General features: G+C 62.7%; 19 protein-coding genes, 1 tRNA gene and 1 pseudogene. 6 read left to right on the plus strand and 15 right to left on the minus strand.

Features of this window, described 5'->3' with window-relative positions; all coding sequences use genetic code 11:
- Positions 1 to 335 (minus strand): annotated as a pseudogene (locus B7L68_RS07125) (pantothenate kinase); the annotation flags it as partial.
- An 82-nt stretch (positions 336 to 417) separates the two neighbouring features.
- On the opposite strand from B7L68_RS07125, the gene B7L68_RS07130 reads away from it, so the two are divergent.
- Positions 418 to 555: transfer RNA gene (locus tag B7L68_RS07130), tRNA-Gln, on the plus strand.
- 260 nt (positions 556 to 815) lie between these two features.
- Here B7L68_RS07130 and B7L68_RS07135 read toward each other — a convergent pair.
- The 4 genes from B7L68_RS07135 to B7L68_RS07150 form a co-directional block, all read right to left on the minus strand.
- A complete protein-coding gene (locus tag B7L68_RS07135) occupies positions 816 to 1,031 on the minus strand; it encodes a hypothetical protein (protein WP_081246992.1) in 216 nt (71 codons plus the stop codon).
- Between the two features lie 68 nt (positions 1,032 to 1,099).
- Positions 1,100 to 1,873 carry an ABC transporter permease gene (locus B7L68_RS07140; protein WP_081246993.1) on the minus strand — a complete coding sequence of 258 codons (774 nt, stop codon included), beginning with the start codon at positions 1,871 to 1,873 and terminating at the stop codon, positions 1,100 to 1,102.
- Positions 1,870 to 2,844, minus strand: coding sequence for an ATP-binding cassette domain-containing protein (locus B7L68_RS07145; RefSeq protein ID WP_081246994.1), 975 nt, complete (start codon positions 2,842 to 2,844; stop codon positions 1,870 to 1,872). Before B7L68_RS07145 ends, B7L68_RS07140 begins: the two co-directional genes overlap by 4 nt.
- A 196-nt stretch (positions 2,845 to 3,040) precedes the next feature.
- On the minus strand, positions 3,041 to 4,039 hold the full coding sequence (locus tag B7L68_RS07150; RefSeq protein ID WP_081246995.1) for a cation diffusion facilitator family transporter: 999 nt from the start codon (positions 4,037 to 4,039) through the stop codon (positions 3,041 to 3,043).
- Between the two features lie 100 nt (positions 4,040 to 4,139).
- Between B7L68_RS07150 and B7L68_RS07155 the strand changes: the two genes are divergently transcribed.
- Positions 4,140 to 4,970 carry a histone deacetylase gene (locus B7L68_RS07155; protein ID WP_238136374.1) on the plus strand — a complete coding sequence of 277 codons (831 nt, stop codon included), beginning with the start codon at positions 4,140 to 4,142 and terminating at the stop codon, positions 4,968 to 4,970.
- The gene (locus B7L68_RS07160) at positions 4,963 to 6,138 is read left to right on the plus strand and encodes an MFS transporter (RefSeq protein ID WP_081246996.1); all 1,176 of its coding nucleotides are present in this window, start codon (positions 4,963 to 4,965) and stop codon (positions 6,136 to 6,138) included. The genes B7L68_RS07155 and B7L68_RS07160 overlap by 8 nt, the downstream gene beginning before the upstream one ends.
- 98 nt (positions 6,139 to 6,236) lie before the next feature.
- Here the strand turns inward: B7L68_RS07160 and B7L68_RS07165 are convergent, their stop codons facing one another.
- Entirely contained in the window at positions 6,237 to 6,749 is a 513-nt protein-coding gene (locus tag B7L68_RS07165; RefSeq protein WP_081246997.1) for an NUDIX hydrolase, read from the minus strand.
- A 99-nt stretch (positions 6,750 to 6,848) separates the two neighbouring features.
- Between B7L68_RS07165 and B7L68_RS07170 the strand changes: the two genes are divergently transcribed.
- Positions 6,849 to 7,628, plus strand: a complete 780-nt coding sequence (locus B7L68_RS07170; RefSeq protein WP_081246998.1) for a sulfide-dependent adenosine diphosphate thiazole synthase — start codon at positions 6,849 to 6,851, stop codon at positions 7,626 to 7,628.
- A complete protein-coding gene (locus B7L68_RS07175; RefSeq protein WP_081246999.1) occupies positions 7,618 to 7,830 on the plus strand; it encodes a TRASH domain-containing protein in 213 nt (70 codons plus the stop codon). Before B7L68_RS07170 ends, B7L68_RS07175 begins: the two co-directional genes overlap by 11 nt.
- 377 nt (positions 7,831 to 8,207) lie before the next feature.
- Here B7L68_RS07175 and B7L68_RS07180 read toward each other — a convergent pair whose 3' ends face one another.
- Complete coding sequence (locus B7L68_RS07180; protein ID WP_081247000.1) at positions 8,208 to 8,576, minus strand: heavy metal-binding domain-containing protein; 369 nt, start codon at positions 8,574 to 8,576, stop codon at positions 8,208 to 8,210.
- Between the two features lie 80 nt (positions 8,577 to 8,656).
- Entirely contained in the window at positions 8,657 to 9,286 is a 630-nt protein-coding gene (locus B7L68_RS07185; RefSeq protein WP_081247001.1) for a nucleotidyltransferase, read from the minus strand.
- A 28-nt stretch (positions 9,287 to 9,314) separates the two neighbouring features.
- Here B7L68_RS07185 and B7L68_RS07190 point away from each other — a divergent pair, with 28 nt between their 5' ends.
- Positions 9,315 to 10,577 carry a cytochrome c biogenesis CcdA family protein gene (locus B7L68_RS07190; RefSeq protein WP_081247002.1) on the plus strand — a complete coding sequence of 421 codons (1,263 nt, stop codon included), beginning with the start codon at positions 9,315 to 9,317 and terminating at the stop codon, positions 10,575 to 10,577.
- On the opposite strand, the gene B7L68_RS07195 is transcribed toward B7L68_RS07190, so the two are convergent.
- From B7L68_RS07195 to B7L68_RS07225, 7 genes are all read right to left on the minus strand, one after another.
- Complete coding sequence (locus tag B7L68_RS07195; protein WP_081247003.1) at positions 10,578 to 11,318, minus strand: thioredoxin family protein; 741 nt, start codon at positions 11,316 to 11,318, stop codon at positions 10,578 to 10,580.
- Positions 11,319 to 11,336: 18 nt separating this feature from the next.
- Complete coding sequence (locus tag B7L68_RS07200; RefSeq protein WP_081247004.1) at positions 11,337 to 11,738, minus strand: hypothetical protein; 402 nt, start codon at positions 11,736 to 11,738, stop codon at positions 11,337 to 11,339.
- Positions 11,735 to 12,661, minus strand: a complete 927-nt coding sequence (locus B7L68_RS07205; RefSeq protein WP_081247005.1) for a malate dehydrogenase — start codon at positions 12,659 to 12,661, stop codon at positions 11,735 to 11,737. The genes B7L68_RS07200 and B7L68_RS07205 overlap by 4 nt, the downstream gene beginning before the upstream one ends.
- 51 nt (positions 12,662 to 12,712) lie before the next feature.
- Complete coding sequence (locus B7L68_RS07210; protein ID WP_081247006.1) at positions 12,713 to 14,059, minus strand: FAD-dependent oxidoreductase; 1,347 nt, start codon at positions 14,057 to 14,059, stop codon at positions 12,713 to 12,715.
- Between the two features lie 36 nt (positions 14,060 to 14,095).
- The gene (locus tag B7L68_RS07215; RefSeq protein ID WP_238136375.1) at positions 14,096 to 14,551 is read right to left on the minus strand and encodes a thioredoxin family protein; all 456 of its coding nucleotides are present in this window, start codon (positions 14,549 to 14,551) and stop codon (positions 14,096 to 14,098) included.
- Entirely contained in the window at positions 14,511 to 15,098 is a 588-nt protein-coding gene (locus B7L68_RS07220) for a 50S ribosomal protein L6 (RefSeq protein ID WP_081247007.1), read from the minus strand. Before B7L68_RS07220 ends, B7L68_RS07215 begins: the two co-directional genes overlap by 41 nt.
- 61 nt (positions 15,099 to 15,159) lie before the next feature.
- Positions 15,160 to 15,442, minus strand: a 283-nt coding sequence (locus B7L68_RS07225) for a non-canonical purine NTP pyrophosphatase (RefSeq protein WP_304529106.1), incomplete at its 5' end; no start/stop codon positions are given.

Here is a 15,442-nt window from a genome sequence, read left to right on the forward strand (position 1 = left end):
TCGATCGCGTGCGCCAGCCTGGCCCCCTCGAGCATAGGCCTGCCCGCCAACGCGGCGGCGCCCAGAGCGGCGCCGAGAGTCAACGCGGCGCTTAGGCCGTACCCAACGCCGAGGTCCACAGGCGATTCGTACACGACGCCTGCATCGACCCCGAGACCCTCGAGCGCGAGCTCTATGTGCTTCACGCCGGGCCTCCCGCCTCCCCGCCCAACGTACATCCTGACGCCGGGCCTTAACAACACGCCGCAACCGATGGATCCGGTTGTTAGGGGATCGTCGGTGTATCTAGGCGACCATATGCTTGTGACGTGAAGCGGGACCTCTACAAGGACCACGGAGCTAGCCCGCCATTTAAATTTCATAACGACGGATCTCCGCCGGGGAAATGTTTAAAATGTTTTGTGTGTTTGTGGGGCGAGCCCGGTCGTCTAGCGGCCAAGGGGCCACGGAGGGCGGTTCGGGCCGCGTGCCCGGACGCAGCCCGGCTATGGATGCGGGGCTTTGGACCTGAGGGGGAGAAACCCCGTGGCCCGGGTTCGAATCCCGGCCGGGCTACTCGTCTGGTTCGGCTAGGCGCCAGACTGAGCTTTTGGAAGCCTTGGATCGACTCCGGATCCGTCTGGCGCGTGGAGGCAGTCGGCGACGTTTTGCCTCCACCGTAGCTCGCGCCGTCTGCGGAGAGCCCGTTGTGCCGTAGGTCCTCGATACATGGCGCGCCTGTCTCCGGCATATGTTGCCGCGGCTGGTCGCCGCCTGGAGCCCGTAAGGCGTACGCGCAACTCTCGCGGGGTCTATACCTCGCCGGATTGCCCGCCCTAAGGCCTACGCCTGGCCGCTGTAGGCGCCCTTTTCACGGCGTCCTCTACCGAGAGGTAGATAAGGAGCGGCACCACGAGGACGAGAAACACCGATGTCTTCATCTGGTCCAGATAGCCCACCTTCGACTTGAAGTAGACATATAGGAGGCCTAGGACGAACAGAAGCGCCAATATTTCCAGCTTTCTGAAGAGCCAAGTCAGCCTCGATCTCACTTGGGTCGCGGTCTGGGGTTATATAAAGATGTCGTACACGACGGAATATTCCGCGTCTGCAGGGCTTGTTATTCTGCGGTCATGAACCTCCTCGCCACCAAGAGGCCTATGGCCATCGACGCGGCGGCGAAGGCGGCGAGGTAGCCCAGAAGCGTCGGGGTGTAGGGGTCGTTCAAGACCACGCCTCTCCCTATCTCTGTGGCGAACGTTATGGGGTTGACGTCCGCTATGGCCCTCATCCAGGCCGGGTAGAAGGTCCGCGGGAACAGCGCGGTGGATGTGAACATCAGAGGGAGATTCATGACGTTGGCGACAAGCTGGGGGTGTTGCCAGTCGGAGGACTTCATGGCGACAGCTAGATATATGCTCGAGAAGCCGATCCCCAGAAGCATCAATGCGGCTATCCACTCCAGATAGCCCACAGGGTCGAGGGGGAGGGCCACGCCGAAGGCCAAGGCTGCGGCCAGCATCACCGGCACCTGCACCAAGCCTCTCGTGACCGCGCCGGCCACCTTAGAGAAGAAGACCGCCTCGCGGGGGGCTGGCGTCACCAAGATCTTCTTGAGGAAGCCGAAGCGCCTGTCCCAGACTATCGACATGGCGCTGAAAGTTCCGGTGGACAGCATGGAGGTAGCCAGCTGGCCGGGCAGTACGAATCCGATGTAGTTAGGCGTCCCGAAGAATTGAACCAAGTATTCCCTAGGCATGCCGTTGAGCGACGAGCCGAAGAAGATTATCCAGATTATGGGCTGCATGAACGTCATGACGAGCGCGAAGGCCCTCCTGTAAATCTTCACGACCTCGCGCTTGTATAGGCCCCAGAAGGCGCCCAGCCCGCTCATCGCCTCGACCTGCGGATCATCGCGTAGAAGCGCCTGTAGTCCACATGGGACTCCTCGATCCTCTTGCCGGTCAGCTTCATGAAGACCGTGTCGAGAGTCGGCTTCTCGACCTTGAGGGACTTAACCGCAGAGAAGTCCAGGCTCTTAACTATCGCGGGTATCGTCTCGTCTGCCTTTCTGACCGTTATCCTGATCTTGCCGTCGGAGGCGGCCACGTCAAGGACGTCGGGCAGCCTCTTCAGAGCGGATAGATCCACCGGCCTCTCGATCTCGAGCTCCACGACCTCGCCGCCGACGCTCGACTTCAGCTCGGCGGGGCTCCCCAGAGCCATGATCTTGCCCAGATTTATTATGGCGACTCTGTTGCACAGAGCGTCGGCCTCCTCCATGTAGTGCGTCGTCAGGAGTATCGTCACGCCGAACTCCCTGTTGACGGTCCTTATGAGGTCCCACAACATGGCCCTCGCGTTGACGTCGAGACCTATCGTCGGCTCGTCGAGGAACAGTATCTCCGGCGAGTGGAGCAGGGCCGTGGCTATCTCAAGCTTCTTCCTCATGCCGGTTGAGTATCCGCCCACAGGCCTGCCGGCGCTCTGGAGCAGATCGAAATACTTCAGCAGCTCGGTTGCCCGCTCCCTCCAGTTCCTAACGCCCTGGAGCCTCGCCTGTAGCTCCAAGTTCTCCCAGGCGTTGAGGTCGTCGTCCAGGATCACCTCGGAGGAGACCCAGCCCACCCGTCTCTTCACCTCGTTGGGCTGCCTCACCACGTCGAAGCCGGCCACGTAGGCCCTCCCCGATGTGGGGGGCGTGAGGCCGGTCAATATCTTGATCGTGGTGGTCTTCCCGGCCCCGTTGGGGCCAAGGAGGCCGAATATCTCGCCCCTGGAGACCGAGAACGTGACGCCGGCCAGCGCGGTCACGTTGCCGTACCTCTTGACGAGATCAAGCACCTCGATGGCGTTGCCGTTCATGCGATATATCGATACACGGCGTATTTATTATTTCTCGATGCCGACTGGCGGAGCAGGTGCTCCAAAAGGTCCTCGACGCTATTCTCGAGCCGCCGGCGGAGCCGGCGCCTAGGCCTAGAGGGCCCCAGGCCCGTTTTCGCATCCATTTTTCATGCCCGCTAGGCGCGCTACGCAAAAAGGACCGGCGCGACGGCAGTCACCTCTTTGGTCTATATATCCGCTCGACGCGGAACCCCGGAAAACACGGTCTACAGTCCAGGGAGTAGAAGTAGGCGATCACCTCATCGGGGCCCACCATGACTACGTCGCAACAGTCGGAAGATCTCGGCAGCTGGGTCGGCTCGACGTGGACGACCACATAGCCGCCGAGCCGTCTCTTCAGCCGCTCCTCGACCGCGTCGGCTATTTTGTGGGCCTCCTCGACGCTGAGGCCTCGCCTCACCTCTATGGTGGCCTCGCCGTGGTATATGGACCCGGCCTTCCTCAGCCTCACGTCTTTGACCGCGACGACGCCGTTGACGCCCGCCGCGAGGGCTCTGGCCTCCTCTCTGAGCTGCGGCGGCGAGTAGTCTAGGAGCTCCAGCGCAGCGGCGCGCAACAGCCTCAGGCTCAACGTCGTGAAGACCGCCGCAATGGCCGCCGCGACCGCTACATCCAGTGCTGGAGCCAATTCGGCGAAAAGGCCCGGCGTCGCTCCTTCGAGCGCCAGACCGGCCGCGAAGAGCGCCAAGACGCCCGCCGAGGCGAATATGTCCGTGGAGAAGTGCAACGAATCGGCGCTCAACGCCTTGCTGTGGGGAAAACGCCTGAGGATCCTCACCCTGCTCGCGTCTATGGCCATGGCCACGGCGACAGCCGCAAGCGCGAAGAGGTCCGGCTCGTAGGGCTCCCACCTTATCAGCTTCTCGACGCCTTCATAGCCGACGAGGGCGGCCGCCATCAGTACGACCAGGGAGCCGAGAAGCCCGCCGAGGGTGTCGGCCTTGTAGTGACCGTATGGATGCTCCAGATCCGGGGGCTTTCTGCTTGTCTTCACAGCGAAATAGGTGGCGGTCACGCCGACTGCGTCCACGAGCGTGTGGGCCAGCTCCGACAACGCGGCCACCGATGCCGTCGCCAGCCAAATCGAGAGGTAGAGGGCCATCACCGCCGCGGTGGCGGCTATGGACGTCTCAGCTGCCCTAAGCTCGTCCACGCCGCAGAGATGCTCGGAAGTTATATATTTTTCGATAGTATTAACTGAGATAAATGGCGGAGATATCGAAAACGATTTAAATGCGGCCGGAACGTCGGTCGTGAGGGTTCTCGTCGCTGAGGGCTATATCGACGAGAGGCTGCGCGCCGTACCGCCCGAGCTGGTCGAGGCGGTCTCTACCAAGGGCGATTGGAGCAAATATCTCGAGCTCCACGGCGGTCCTCTGGCCGACGCCGCCAGAAGGCGGGAGGACGAGGTGTTGGCCGCCCTCGGGCTGTTGGAGGAGGCCAGACGCAGGGGGAAAGCGGTCGTTGCGACGTACCCTCCGAGGGGCGTGGGCTATAGCTCGGGCCGCGGCGGCCTGCTCAACGCCGTTGCCTATCTCGCCAAGGAGTTGGAGGCCGCCGTCGTGTCGCTCGACGCGCACTTCCCCTGGGGGACTTGGGAGCTACATCTAAGGCTGGGGTTTCCGTTCCTGGCGATCTACAGCGGCGCGGACGGCCCGCATCCGGGGAGGCTGGCCAGGAGGAGCGATAGGGTCGTCGCCGTGCCTCTTCCGCCCGGCGCCTCGGACAGATCCGTGGAGGCCGCGCTGGACCTCGCCGGGAGGCTGAGGCGCCCCCTCGTGCTCGAGGTGGGGCTAGACCTCTACAGGCTGGAGCCGCTGGGCCACTTCTTCGCCACAACCGCCTCGTACCACGCCGCGGGCCGCCTCATCGCGGAGGGCGGGTACATCGTGCTGGACTGCACCTCCGCCGCGTCCATCCCAGCGCTTAGGGCCCTTCTGGCCGGAGCCGACGGCGCCCCGAACCCCCTGCCCGAGAGGCCGATCGAGGAAAGCCCTGCGGTTGTTAGAGAGGTCGATAGGGCTGTCGAGAAGGCCCGCGAGCGAATGGCTATTATAGATATATCGAAAAAACGCCATGCCTAGCGCCGGAAGAACCCTGGCGTTGACCAGCGTGGCCCATTTCGTGAACGACGGAAACACGTGGCTGTTGCCTGTGGCCTACGCCTATATGGTCAAGACCCACGGCATGCCGGCCTATCTGGCGGGAGTTATCGCGCTCGCCTTCGCCGGGCTTGGCGCCCTGGCGTCGCCCCTGGTTGGCCATTTGATGGATAGATACGGGAAGCCGCTCAAGCTCATAGGCCTCGGCATGGGCCTATGGGCCCTCGGCCTCGCCGTGTTCGGATACGGCGTTGAGTTCTACAACGTGCCCATGGCCCTGGCCGGCGCCGTGGTGGCCGGCATAGCCTCTGCGTTTTACCACCCCCTGGGGTCGGCCGCCCTGGCGTTGAGCTACGGCGGGAGCAGCGGATATGCGATGGGGATAAACGGGGCCATGGGCAGCCTGGGGAGATCCCTCTACCCGGCCATAAGCACGGCCCTCTTCGCCCTCCTCGCGTCCAATTACCTATATGCATTGGCCTCACTCGCCGCCGTCTCCCTGGCTACGTCGATACCGATGTTCCTCTGCGAGGAGGCCGGGGTACGTAGGAGCGGACGCCGGGCCGAGCCCTCCGAGAGGGCGGACATGAGGGCTGTGGCCACGCTGACAGCCGTAGTCTTCGCGCGGGGCTTCGCGCTACAGGGGATAGCCCAATATGTAGGCGTCGTGCTCGTGAGCTACTTCGGCTATTCCTTCGGCCAGAGCCTCGGAAACGAGATAACGTTCTTCCTGCTGCCGGCCATCGTCGGCCAGCCGCTCTTCGGCTACCTCAGCGACGCAGCTGGGAGGAGGACTCTCCTGGCCGGCACCACGGCGGGCGCCGCCCTCTCGGCCGTTGCGCTCGTCGTGACCAGAGACCTCTATTGGCTGCCCGTCTTCGGCCTCTTCACCTTCAGCGCGTTCCCGCTGACCTTGTCCCTAGCGGGAGACCTAGTGCCGCGGTCCTCTACCGGCCTGGCCACGTCGCTGGTGTGGGGTCTCGGCAACACCGGAGGCGGCGCCCTCGGCCCCCTCGCCATGGGTCTTCTCCTGTCCTCCATGGGGCTCAGCGGCATGTACGTGATGGCGTCTATAGCGCTTGCATCCGCCGCGCTCACGGCGTTGGTGCCGAGGCCGCCCAAGAGGTCCCGGGTGCCGCTCTTCGGCTAGCGCTCCAGCCGCCGGACCGCTCGCCGCTCCGGCCGACCAAGGGCTTGCCTCAACGCCGCTCGCCGGCGAGATAGACGGCTCCGCCGACCGCGGCCACGCTATATCAGCCCTCTGCGATGCGCGGCGAGGAACGCCAGCACGGTTTTGCCGTCCTTTATCTCGCCCCGGTCTATCATGGCGAGAACATCCCGCGGCCTCATCTTCAGCACCTCCATGTCGGCCTCATCGGCGTCGCGGCCGCCGATCCCCACATGCTCCGACCTGTCGGCGAAGAACACCCAGATGCGTTCGTTGCTCACGCCGGGCGTGGGGTAGAAGTCCAGGAGGGGCTCCAGCCGCAGAGGCTTGTAGCCGGTCTCCTCGACCATCTCCCGCGCCGCGGTCTCCTCGGGGCTCTCGCCGGGCTCTAAGGTCCCCGCAGGTATCTCCAGGGTCCGCCCGCCCAGCGCGCCTCTGAACTGGCGGACCAGCAGGGCCTCGCCGTCCACAAGGGCCAGGACGGCCACGGCGCCTGGATGGACCAGATACTCGCCCCAGGCCAACCTGCCGCCGACGTTTCTAGCCCTTCTGACCAACGAGAACTTCCTGCCCCTGTAGATCACCTCCTCCATGTGCTAAATAGATCCCGTAATAAACTCTGCCGCTCGCCGCCCGTCGATAAAGGCATTATTGCAACGAGATAACTTATATATGGAAGACGTCGTGCGTCCATGGAGCTCAAGATCGGGAGAGCGATAGTGAGGCATGGCGCCGAGGAGCTCTACGAATACAGCGACGTCGACGTGGCCATCGTGGGCGCCGGCCCGTCGGGGTTGACGGCCGCCCGCTACCTCGCCGAGAAGGGGCTCAAGGTGATCGTGCTGGAGCGGCGGTTCTCCTTCGGCGGCGGCATAGGGCCGGGCGGCAACATGTTCCCGAAGATAATCGTGCAGGAGGAGGCGCTCCCCATACTGCGCGACTTCAAGGTCGGGTACAAGCCAGCCGGCGACGGGCTGTACGCTGTGGATCCCGCCGAGCTCATAGCTAAGCTCGCCGCAGGCGCCATAGACGCCGGCGCGAAGATACTGCTCGGGGTACACGTGGACGACGTGATTTTCAGAGGCAATCCGCCGAGAATTGCGGGGCTCCTCTGGATATGGACCCCTATCCAGATGTCCGGCATGCACGTCGATCCGCTCTACATGCAGGCCAAGGCCGTCGTAGACGCTACGGGCCACGACGCGGAGGTGGTCTCCGTCGCGGCTAGGAAGGTGCCCGAGCTCGGCATACAGCTACAGGGCGAGAAGTCGGCGTGGTCAGAGGTGTCGGAAAAACTGGTGGTGGAGCATACCGGCAGAGTGGCGCCAGGCCTCTACGTGGCCGGCATGGCCGTGGCGGCTGTCTTCGGCCTGCCGCGGATGGGCCCTATCTTCGGCGGAATGCTCATGTCGGGCAGGAGGATAGCGGAGATCGTGGCCGAGGAGATAGGCAAAGCTCAATATGCCGTTTGAGCTAAAGGTCCAGAGGTCCATCGAGCTGAGGTGCTCCAACTGCGGCAAGCTGATAACAGGCACGCCGATCGTGGCGAAGACTTGCTGCGTCAACAAGCCGTGGGTGTTCTGCAGCAGGGAGTGCTATAGGCAGTTCCTCGCCAAATGGACCAGGAACCAGGACGCAGGTAAAGGCGGAACCTTGAGACGTGGATTTATCTAGGCACGCCCCGACAGTCCCCCATTTCTGAAGTCCTATTTAGGAATATCGGTCTGAGTCGTCCGGAGGAGCGGCGGATCTGCGTCTCAGAGAGCGGCGAACGGCGTAGGGCTGTTCTACGCCCCACGATGGCTATATCCACACCGTAGCCTTGTCGGCGCTAAGCGGTTGGAGATGTTAGGGAATGGGAGACCCACGGCTTGACCCAAATCCTCCGGGAGTTTATTCGCATGCGGATCTCTGTCCGATAGCGATATCCTGCCCCAGCTCCACGTCATAGCTCAGCGGCTTCGGCCCTCCCCGCGCCGCAATTCCCCCAGCATCTACAGACCGCGCGGAGATACCGACCGCAACCGCGTGCTCTTAGGTCTAGGCGCCGCTCACTCCACAACGACGCGGCCGGCTCCCTGCTCCGGCTCCACGACGACCGCCGTGCCGTACGCTATTATCTCATCCATGTATTCGCTTATCTCGTTGGAGTCGAGCCTGAAGCTGATCACGGCGTTCGCCCCAAGCGACCTCGCGTGCTCTACCATCCTCTCTATGGCCTGCCTCCTCGCCTGTTCAGCCAGCTCGGTGAACTCCGTGATCTCTCCGCCCGCCAGAGCCCTCAAGCCGGCGAGGAATCTGCCGCCTAGGCCCCTAGACCTCACCGTGATGCCCAGCGCTATGCCTAACACCTTGACGACCCTATGCCCGGGCACATACGGCGTAGTCGCCACGATGACGTCCCCCTCCCTTATCGCCATATTGTCAGCAGCCATTCGACCTTATTACTTTTCAAGACGAACGGCCGGCCTTCCGAAGGCCGTCGGCAACTAGGGTTCTGTCAACAGCATATATACTCCATATATCTTTCTGAAAGCCAATCTATCTCGTCATCTAGGTCGTCTGCGTAGATCAGCTTTCCCTCCCTTATGGTTCTTTCGAGGGTTCCTGGCTCGGCCAGATCTCCGACGATAAGCCTGTCGGGCGGAATCCCCAGCTCGGCGGAAAGCTCGGCGGCCAGCCTAAGCTTTTCCTCGAGCCCGAGAGGTCTATCGGCCCTTACGGCGAGCTCGCCGGGGCCTATGGAGTAAGCCGCCTTGACCCCCGCCGCCTTTAAGGCGTATCTAACGCCCTCCCTCGTCTCGACGGCGGGGTATCTACGCCTAGCGGCCCTCGCAAGGCGCTCCACGAGCTCTACGGCGTCGTCGGCTATCTTCTTCGCGACGGCAGGATCTTGGGTTTTGTGCAGAGCCTTCGCCGTCTTCAAAACCTCTGCAAGTTTCGCCGAGTCGGCGGGGTCGAGGATGCCCCCCGCCAGAACCCGCGGTAGGTCCTCGCATCTCTCCGGCCTGGGGAGACCCGCCTCCACGACGGCTCTGGCCGCCATCTCCGCCAGGGTCCTGGCGGCCACGTAGGCCCTCCACATGACGCCCTCGCTCGACGCCTTGGCTATCCTCCGCAGGGCATCCATGGTTAAATAGGTATAAACATATTTAGCAATGCGCTCCCTCCTCGTCGTCTTGCTCCTAGCCGGGACGGCGCTCGCGGGATCCTTGACCCAGATAGGCGCCTTGAAGTTCTACGAGGCGTCCAGCCTCCAGGACCTCGAGGCCTACCTCGCGTCGCATCAAGGCCCAACCTTTATCTTCATCAACGAGGTTGGTTGCCCGGCTTGCCAGTACATGGAGACCCAGGTCTTCACAAACTCCACCGTGGCGTCGGCCTTGTCCGGGCTCAACCTAATCTCTATAGACATAACCTATACGCCTATAAGCTCGGTGCCGGTCTACATAAACGGCTCGGTCTTCGTCGTGGGGAACGGACAGGCGGGCTACACCGAGCCCTACTTCGGCCCGTACCAAGTCCCCATATTGGGGACCCCCACCATGCTGGTGGGCTACGACGTAGGCGGCAAGCTGTACCTCAAGGGCCTTCTGCTGGGCGGCCTCCCGCCCCAGGGCTTCCTCGAGTTCCTGCAACTATCGGGCTTCGGAGCGACGCCGTCGCCGACAGCCGCCGAGGCTCGGCAACAAGGCGTTGCGGTCGGGGCCGTTGCTCAAGGCAACGCGCAGTTGTTCTTAACGCTCCCTGTGGCGTTCGCGGTGGGGACTGCCAGCGTATTCTCTCCCTGCGTCCTCCCCGTCTTAACGGTCGGAGCCGTGGCCATGGCCGCGCGTCGTAGCCTCTGGAAGGTCCTCGCAGGCATGGTCCTCGCATTCAGCGCTTTCGGCGTCCTCGTTTCGGCGTTGGGCCAAGCCGCCTCGGGCTTCAAGGCGGCCCTGGAGGGAGCTGGAGGCGCCGTGCTCATCGCGCTGGGGCTTCTGCTGGCGGTCCCCTCGCTCGAGCGGAGATTCGTGACGGCCATGTCCGGGCTACAGACCAAGGCCTCCAAGGCGGCCCGCGGCGCCGGCGATTTCGCGCTCGGCTTGTCGCTCGGCGCAGTATGGACCCCTTGCATAGCGCCCTTCATGGGCCTGGCCGCCGTCTCGGCGCTTGTGTCGGGCAACTTCCTGGACGGCTTCGCCATAATGTTGGCCTACGCCCTGGGCCTCGCCGTCGCGCTCTACGTCATCCTCAAGGCCGTGTCTAGATGGGGCAAAAAAGCCGCGGTGAAGTCCATGAAGTTGAGCAAATGGGGCAACAGGCTCGAGCTTATAGTCGGCGTCGTGTCGATAGCCCTCGGGGCCCTCTTGCTGGCCCAGGCGGCCGGCCTGGGCTTGTGGAGCGAGCTCTTCGGGAAGCTACAGAACCTCTTCGCCTAATCACTGAACGCCTGCGTATTCCTTGACGCGGGCCAGCAGCTCATGTTCAGGCGGCACCCCCACGAACTCCATATTGCCCATGGGGTCGCCCTCGCGCATGAGTATGACGGCGGGCACGCCGGTGACTCCATACTGGTCGGCTATGTCGGGGTTCTCGTAGGCCTCGACCATGACGGATACGACTTTCCCCTTGCTCTCGTAGGCGAACATATTGGCCAGCAGGACGGCGTAGGGGCAGTAGGGGCACGACGGAGTCACCACGGTCATTACGTAGACCCTCTTCTGGGCCCTCTCGGCGAAGGCCGCGAGCTCGTTTCTAGTCCTGGCCCTCAGGCCGGTGCGTTTAGTCGAAAGCCTCACGATCGTCTCTATGAACGCCCTCACCTCCTCGCCTAGAGGCGCCCCCCAGTATTTTATGAAGCCGTCGCCGAAATACACCGCGGGTATCCTAGAGGGCTCGACGCCGAATTTAGCCGCCGCCTCTCGGTCCTTAGCCACGTCGTATTTCCTTATCAACAGCTTCTCCGGCGGGGCCAACTGGCCCAGCAGGTCCAGAAGCTCCCCAGTGGGGACGCACCAATTGGTCTCCCTCCCTCCGCAGTCGTTGCTGTAAAAGAAGTTGACCTCGACAGGGGACTCCATCTGCGACAACGTCTCCTTTATGATCTCCTTGGTCTCCTCGTCGACCTCTATGTGCGGCACTTCGGCTGGCGCAGGTCCTATTGGCGTTGCTTCGGACATGGACCGACTATCCGTATGTCATTTTTTACTTTTTCGACCCTTCTTTCTACTCCTCTTCGATCTGGACCTCCTGGACCTCTTCCTCCGGCCTCTCCGCCTCCTCCGCCCGGATCTCGCCTCGCCCGCCTCGTCGACTATCTTCTTTATTGCGTCCAGTATCTCTCTGTATTTGGCCTCCAGGGCCTTGCCGACGGTCTGCGGATCCAAGTCGCTTTCGTTAGTCCATGCAGATATGTCCAGCAGAAGCCCCATGCCCTCCACGTAGCGCCACGGGTCGTGGGTCGCCGTCCTTATCTCCCTGACGACGGCTCCCGGCAACCTCTTGCCCACGGGTATCTGTGCGTATAGATACCCCAGCTCCTTGTCGTGGACGAGCCTAAAAACCAGGGGGCCTTGGATCTCGACGATTACCTCGCTCACCTATATTTTTCCGGCAGTGAGTTTAATAGTTTGCGTATGGCATCGACGCTTTGGGCGAACTTGGCCTTCTCGTCGACGCCCAGCTCCACCTCGAGCACCTTGACCGCGCCGCCTCTGCCCAGCACTATCGGCACCTCCACGGGCACGTCCGTGACGCCGTATTCGCCCCTAAGCACCACGGACGCTATCAGGGCCCTCCTCTCGTCCCTCTTCACGGCCTTGGCCATGAGGGCAACGCCCGCGCCGGGGCCCCAGTTGGAGGAGAAGCCCCTGAGCTCGGTTATCCTGGCGCCCGCCTTGACGGTCTCGTCGACAACCTCCTTCATCTCCTCGGGCTTGAGCAATCTATCTAGCGGCACGCCGTATACGAAGCTCTTGCTGGGGACCGGGAACATGCTCTCGCCGTGCTGGCCGAGGACTATCGGGATTATCGAGGCCGGCGATATGCCCAGCTTCTGCCCGGAGTAGAACGCCAACCTGCCGCCGTCTAGCACCCCGCTGAAGCCTATCACCCTTTCGCGCGGAAAGCCTGTGGCTTTCCACATGACGTACGTCATGGCGTCCAGCGGGTTTGTGGTCAGGATGACGACGGAGTCGGGGGCGTATTTGGCTATGTCCTTCCCTATGTTGTATACTATCTCGGCGTTCTGCCCCAACAGCTGCTCTCTGGTCATTCCGGGCTTCCTCGCGAGGCCGGCCGTGACTATCACCAGATCGCTGCCTCTCATGTCGGCGTTGTCGTTGGAGCCCGCGTAATAGACGTCGAGTCCTAATATCGACGACATGTGGTTCAGATCGAGGGCCTCTCCCTGCGGAAGGCCCTTCACTATGTCGATTAGAACTATCTTGTTGTCTAGGCCCATCAGGCCCAGCATCGCGGCGGTCGTGGCGCCGACTCTTCCGCTTCCTATAACCGTTATCATGATGCTTGAAAACCGGCTTGTTTATAACAATCGACTACGACTCGCTACACCTCAGAGTTTGCCTCTTGATAAAACTCTTGCTGCGACTATTAGAGGATGCCAGACGGGCGCCGTCGCGGGCATGTAGCCTATATCGGCGAAGAACAGATCCTCTATGGTTGCGCCGCGCTCGATCGCCACGGCGGCTATGTCCGCATATGCGGCGACTATATGGTCCCACCCGAGGGCTTGGACTCCCAAGATTCTCCCCGACTGATCGGCGAGCATCTTGACGTGCACCGGCGCGTAGCCGGGGTAGTACTGGGCCTTGGTCCTCGCCTTGATCACCGCCTTGTCGTACTTTATGCCGAGCCTCTGGGCCTCCTCTTCGCCCAAGCCGGTCCTCGCTATATATAGGTCGAAGAACTTCGTGACGGCGGTGCCCACCACCCCGGGGAACCTCAACGCCCTCCCCTTGACCGCGTTGCCGCCGGCGACTTGCCCCTCCTTGTTGGCCGAGGGGGCCAGCGGTATCCAGACCTTGCGGCCCGTGAGCCTATGCACCTTCTCGGCCACGTCGCCCGCGGCGTAGACGTCCGGCGCGGCCGTCTCCATGTACTCGTTGACGGCCACCGCGCCCGTCTCGCCCAGCTTGGCGCCGGCCTTCAAGGCCAGATCCGCATCGGGCTTGACGCCCACGGCGAGTATCACCTTGTCCACCCTATATTCGCCCTTCTCCGTCACGACGGCCGAAACCCTCCCGCCCGATCCCCTAAACTCCACGACCTTCTCGCCCAGGTGGAGCTCGACGCCGCGCTTCTTCATCTCGTCGGCCACTAGGGAGGCCATGTCGGCGTCTAGGGCGGCGGGGAGAAGCCGATCCATCATCTCGAACAAGACCACCTTCTTGCCCAGGTGGAGAAGCGCCTCGGCCATCTCCACGCCGATGTATCCGCCTCCCACAACGCCCACCGTGGACGCGCCGGCGAGCTCCGATTTCAGTATCGGCACGTCGTCGGGCAACCTCACGGTCAATATGCCGGGTAGCTCGACGCCGGGTATCCTCGGCACCAGGGGCCTCGCCCCCGTGGCCACTATCAGCTTGTCCCACTGCAGAGTCTCGCCTCTGCCGCCTCTGACGACCGCCACCGTCCTCTTGTCGGGATCCACGTCTACCGCCCTGGCGTTTACCAACACCTTTATATTCCTCTCCTTCTCGAACTCCTCGGGGCTGTACGTCATGAGGCTCTTGTAGTCGGCCACGACGCCGCTGACGGCGTAGGGTATGCCGCATGGAGCGTGGGTGATCATGGAGCCCGCCTCGATCATGACGATCTCGGCGTTGGGGTCAAGCCTCCTGGCCCTCGCCGCGGCGGATGCGCCGGCTGCCCCTCCCCCGATTATAACCACCCTGGCCATACAGCCGGCGTATTATGTATTTAAATCAGTTGGCCCCTAGCCGCAACGGGCGTCCCTCAAATTCCGCTGGACGAACTGCTCGAAGACGGGGGCCACCGCGAAGCCGGGCAACGCCTCGGCGGGCCTCCCGTCGACGAAGGCGAACGTGGTGGGCGTGCCCATGACGCCCAGCGCGGAGGCCGTCAGCGCGAACCTCTCCACCTCGGCCTTGACGAAGTTGGCCAGATCTGCGTACTTGGCGCCCACATGCCTAAATATGGGATCGAACGCCTTGCAGTAGGGACACACCCTCCCGAAGAACATGACGAAGGCGACCCTACAGCCCTTGACGGCCTCGCCCAGCTCCTCCACGCCGCTCAGCTCGTAGCCGACGGGATACCTCGCTACACAACAGCGCCGGCTACCCGACGTCAGCAGCTGGAGGGCCTTCCTCCTCAGTATCGCCTCCAGCTCACTTGATGTGCTCGACCCCGTAGATATATATGCCGTCAACCACGCCCAGCCCTCCCTCGCGGCCGTGCGGCGCCGGCTTCTCGTCGCCGTGGAGCTCCGTCGCCCTCTGGATGTTGGCGGCGAACTGGCTGACGACGTCGCGGTCTATCCCCTCGACTATTATGTCCTCCTTGCCCTGCAGCTGGACCTTCACGGCCTTGGGTATCTCGAGGGCCATCTTGGACTTCCTCCCCAGGAAGTTCTCTATGGTGAGCTGGTTGCCCTGGACCTTGACCAACATGGGGAAGTGCGTATAGATAATCTTCAGCTTATACCGCCAGCCCCTGGAGACGCCCGTGAAGGCGTTCTTCAGCTCGCCCTTTATCGCGCCCAATATTGCGTACTCCCTCTTCCTGGCCCCGAAGACCTCCAGCACTATCTTGCCCTCAGACATGGATATAGATATCGGCACGTTCCTATAGACCCTCTCGACCGAGCCCAGAGGCCCCTTGACAACCACCCTGTAGTCGAACAGCCCTATCTTCTCCACGGTGGCCGAGACTCCCTGGGGTATTTCCAGCTCCTCTCTGGCGTAAGGCACGCGCACGGCCCTACGAAGAGGCCCCATTATAAATTTTCAGCCGAGGCGCAGCTCCCGACGGCGCGGCTCACGGACGCTTGCCGGAAGGCGGACGGCCCGCCTCGAGCGGCCGAGGGCCCCGGGAGATGAGCCACTCCGCCAGGCGTCTGAACGCCTTCCCCCTGTGGGACAAGGCAGACTTCTCCTCAAGGCTCATCTCTGCGAACGTCTTGAGGTGGCCGGCGGGCACGAAGATGGGGTCGAAGCCGAATCCGCCGGAGCCTCTAGGCTCCGCGGCTATCGAGCCTTCGGCGACCCCCGTGAAGACCTCGACGGACTTGTCCACGCATATAGCCACAGCGGACTTGAAA

This window comes from Thermoproteus sp. CP80 (assembly GCF_002077075.2).
Lineage (GTDB): Archaea > Thermoproteota > Thermoprotei > Thermoproteales > Thermoproteaceae > Thermoproteus.

Bases quoted from the DNA above. Each gene is read 5' to 3' on its own strand.
- B7L68_RS07175 (WP_081246999.1), top strand. From the start codon at position 7,618: ATGCCGTTTGAGCTAAAGGTCCAGAGGTCCATCGAGCTGAGGTGCTCC.
- B7L68_RS07205 (WP_081247005.1), bottom strand. From the start codon at position 12,661: ATGATAACGGTTATAGGAAGCGGAAGAGTCGGCGCCACGACCGCCGCG.
- B7L68_RS07165 (WP_081246997.1), bottom strand. From the start codon at position 6,749: ATGGAGGAGGTGATCTACAGGGGCAGGAAGTTCTCGTTGGTCAGAAGG.
- B7L68_RS07170 (WP_081246998.1), top strand. From the start codon at position 6,849: ATGGAGCTCAAGATCGGGAGAGCGATAGTGAGGCATGGCGCCGAGGAG.
- B7L68_RS07185 (WP_081247001.1), bottom strand. From the start codon at position 9,286: ATGGATGCCCTGCGGAGGATAGCCAAGGCGTCGAGCGAGGGCGTCATG.
- B7L68_RS07160 (WP_081246996.1), top strand. From the start codon at position 4,963: ATGCCTAGCGCCGGAAGAACCCTGGCGTTGACCAGCGTGGCCCATTTC.
- B7L68_RS07145 (WP_081246994.1), bottom strand. From the start codon at position 2,844: ATGAACGGCAACGCCATCGAGGTGCTTGATCTCGTCAAGAGGTACGGC.
- B7L68_RS07140 (WP_081246993.1), bottom strand. From the start codon at position 1,873: ATGAGCGGGCTGGGCGCCTTCTGGGGCCTATACAAGCGCGAGGTCGTG.
- B7L68_RS07190 (WP_081247002.1), top strand. From the start codon at position 9,315: ATGCGCTCCCTCCTCGTCGTCTTGCTCCTAGCCGGGACGGCGCTCGCG.
- B7L68_RS07180 (WP_081247000.1), bottom strand. From the start codon at position 8,576: ATGGCGATAAGGGAGGGGGACGTCATCGTGGCGACTACGCCGTATGTG.
- B7L68_RS07210 (WP_081247006.1), bottom strand. From the start codon at position 14,059: ATGGCCAGGGTGGTTATAATCGGGGGAGGGGCAGCCGGCGCATCCGCC.
- B7L68_RS07195 (WP_081247003.1), bottom strand. From the start codon at position 11,318: ATGTCCGAAGCAACGCCAATAGGACCTGCGCCAGCCGAAGTGCCGCAC.